The organism is Sulfitobacter sp. HGT1 (assembly GCF_013282155.1).
GTDB lineage: Bacteria > Pseudomonadota > Alphaproteobacteria > Rhodobacterales > Rhodobacteraceae > Sulfitobacter.
Genome location: NZ_BLWI01000032.1, coordinates 1 through 1,517, shown reverse-complemented (window position 1 = coordinate 1,517; position 1,517 = coordinate 1). Strand labels below are relative to the sequence as shown.

At 46.7% G+C, this 1,517-nt stretch carries 3 protein-coding genes; all 3 read right to left on the bottom strand.

Features of this window, described 5'->3' with window-relative positions; all coding sequences use genetic code 11:
• The coding region (locus HGT1_RS18250; RefSeq protein WP_217903005.1) for a hypothetical protein at positions 1 to 419 on the bottom strand (419 nt) is incomplete at its 3' end.
• Between the two features lie 303 nt (positions 420 to 722).
• Complete coding sequence (locus HGT1_RS18180) at positions 723 to 1,244, bottom strand: hypothetical protein (RefSeq protein ID WP_176251370.1); 522 nt, start codon at positions 1,242 to 1,244, stop codon at positions 723 to 725.
• Positions 1,244 to 1,517, bottom strand: a 274-nt coding sequence (locus HGT1_RS18245; protein WP_217903004.1) for a hypothetical protein, incomplete at its 5' end; no start/stop codon positions are given. The genes HGT1_RS18180 and HGT1_RS18245, both read right to left, overlap by 1 nt.

Genomic DNA, 1,517 nt, shown 5'->3' with positions numbered 1-1,517 from the left:
CGTTCAGGGTGGTCAAGCTTAATAACTTCGTTAGTCCATGTACCTGTAGGTTTATGTTTCATTGAACCGTCACGGTCTTTCACGTAGTTCAGATGTTCAGGCCAGAGAAGCCTATGACTGTCTGAACGAAGTATATCCACCACAACGTTAAGCTGTTCTTGTCCTAGACCGGGGTTAGCAGATACGTACAGGAACGTCCACCAAGGAGCTACTGTTAACTTCCATGCAGCGTACACTGCTAGGCAGTGAGACTTCTGATGGTCACGAGGGATTAAGGCTAACTGGTAGTCAGACTCCCCGTGTTGGAAGTAATGAAATAACTCTTTGTGTACGTCTCCGTAGTAACGGTCAGGGAACATTACACAGGCGAATGTATAAAGGTCTTCTTCACAGACCTCTCGTAGTTCCTGTAGTTCCATTAATCCTCCTAGTCGTCAGCTCTGCGTCTATCAAGTCTTTCACAAAGCTTCTCGATAGCAGCAGTCTGTCGGTCTATACTGTCCTTAAGAGGGGACGTATGAAGAAGTATCATCTGCACAGTCTCCGTCTTGTCGTAGTAACCCTTGTCCAGAGTCTGAGCAGTAACGCTAGCCTTGGACTCCACCTTGTTTATACGAGTAAGTAACATACGCCATACCACCCCGATAAGTCCACCAATGACAGCAAGACCTGCTGCCGCTGGTTTCCATAACAAGGCGATACCTATCTCACCTGATGACATATTAATTCCTCGCACGGCTTATGCTCTGAACAATACTATCGATAGCTGAAGTATCCTTCTTCACAGGTTTCTCTTCCTTAACTTTCTTAGTAGGCGTACCGAACAGAAGCTTCTGAGCGTTAACGTTACCACCATGAGCAGCCTCCATCAGCTGCCTCTTAGCAAGGGACTCATCACGTAGACGCATGTCCTCCCTCCACTGTTCAAGCCCCTCGAAGCTGTACTCAGGTACTCCCTCCATGAACCATGACAGGGAGCAGAGTTTACGCCAATGCTTCATTGAACCTACTAGCTTGATAGCAGCATCGTACTCATCGACCGAGTGCATGTATACTAAGTAAGCTGATATACGTTGTGTACCTTTGTACTCCACATCCTGATTCTTTAATGTGTAAGTAGCTGTCTCTTTGTGAGGAGAAGGGAACTCGTAGAACAACGCTTGGGTCGCGTCAAGGCCCTTTCCGACCTTGAGAGTAACCCTTTGCTGCTTGCAGTCCCACTCCTCGTAGTTAATGTGTTGCATTATACCTCCGGTACGTTACTAATTCTATACCAAGAACTGAAAGAAGAAGCTGCGTTAGAGGTAGTAGCTCTCCACAAGTTGCCATTTAACTGCTGAACTTCTAAGTAACCGTAGGTGCCAGAGAGTACTAATCGAACAACCCCAAACCCTGCGGCTACCTCAGGCCAGTTTATATCCGTGAGGTCCCCTCCAAATGGAGATAAGTTAGCCCTGTAGTAAACACAGTTAGCTATTGAACCGTTACCTGCTGGGTTAAAAAGGGTATAATCTTGT

Coding starts and splice junctions, on each gene's coding strand:
- HGT1_RS18180 (WP_176251370.1), bottom strand. CDS start 1,244: ATGCAACACATTAACTACGAGGAGTGGGACTGCAAGCAGCAAAGGGTT.